The following is a 1,119-nucleotide window of genomic DNA, read 5'->3' as shown; positions in this document are numbered from 1 at the left end:
CTTTCAAGGTAAGCAAAAACATTGTCTTCATTTAATACAACACGTTTTACATGATTTTGAGGATCCATCAATTCCTCGTAGTCAGTAGGGGTAAATGGTTTCTTTTCTGATACCATATGGTAAATACAAACCATCATCATTCTGGCAATAGCGATGATTGCTTTCTTGTGACCACGACGTTTTTTAATTCGTCCGTATTTGATTGAAAAATAAGGTTGTTTTTTGCTCTTGATTGCAGCAAGAGCACATTGTACCATCATAGGTTTCAAATAATCACCTGCTTTTGCAATTCGGACAGATTTCTTTTTTCCTGCGGATTCGTTGTTTGCAGGAGAAAGACCGCACCAGGAACAAAGGTGTTTGGCATCGTCAAAGATGTCCATATTAACGCCGGTTTCAGCAAGGGCAATGGTAGAACTCAGTTCTGTCATGCCGGGCATGGTGCTTACGAACTCGACAAATTCATAATAAGGTTTCATGCGGATGTAGAGTTCAACCTCGGTCTGGGTAATCATATCGTCCAGATATTCCAGATGTCCGCGGGCGAGTTCCAGCTTTTTAGCCTGGTCTGTTTCAATGTTGTAGCCCCTGATCGCTTCAATGATTTCATTGGACTTGGCTTTAGCTCCCTTTTTAATAAGTTTGCGGACGGCCTTTTCGTCAATGGAATCAGAGGTATGCTCTAGGAGGTAAGCCATGATTTCTGTTGCCGTCTTACCGAAAGGGTCAGACAATACGCTGGCAATACCCACGTTAGAAACAGTCATGCAGTTCTGAATGCGGTTCTTTTCCGAAGATTTCATGCAGACCAGTTTAAAACGGTATCTTGCAATTTCACGGAGCTGACGGAAATCTTTTGGAGGAATAAAGGAGCACCTGACAAGGTCAAATTTGTAGAGGTCTGCAATCCACTTGGAATCTTTCTTATCAGTCTTCTTGCCTTTGATGGCTTTGACGTATTTGGGATGTGTAAGGCACACATCGATGTCATTTTCGAGATAATTAAAAATAGGAATCCAATACTTACCAGTGGATTCCATACAGACGTGATAGCAATGATTGTGGATAAGCCAGTTGTGAAACTTTTGGATATCCGAGTTGATGGTTGAGAAGGATTTC

Annotated in this window: 1 protein-coding gene; it reads right to left on the bottom strand. The window is 41.6% G+C overall.

The genetic code is table 11. The annotated features are described in order from the left end of the window. A partial coding sequence (locus NFS18_RS19300; RefSeq protein ID WP_251393193.1) for an IS110 family RNA-guided transposase occupies positions 1-1,119 on the bottom strand: 1,119 nt, incomplete at both ends.

Origin of the sequence: Mediterraneibacter agrestimuris (assembly GCF_943193195.1) — a bacterium.
GTDB lineage: Bacteria > Bacillota > Clostridia > Lachnospirales > Lachnospiraceae > Schaedlerella > Schaedlerella agrestimuris.
Note: the sequence above shows the minus strand (reverse complement) of the source record. Positions and strands in the feature narration are given on the sequence as shown.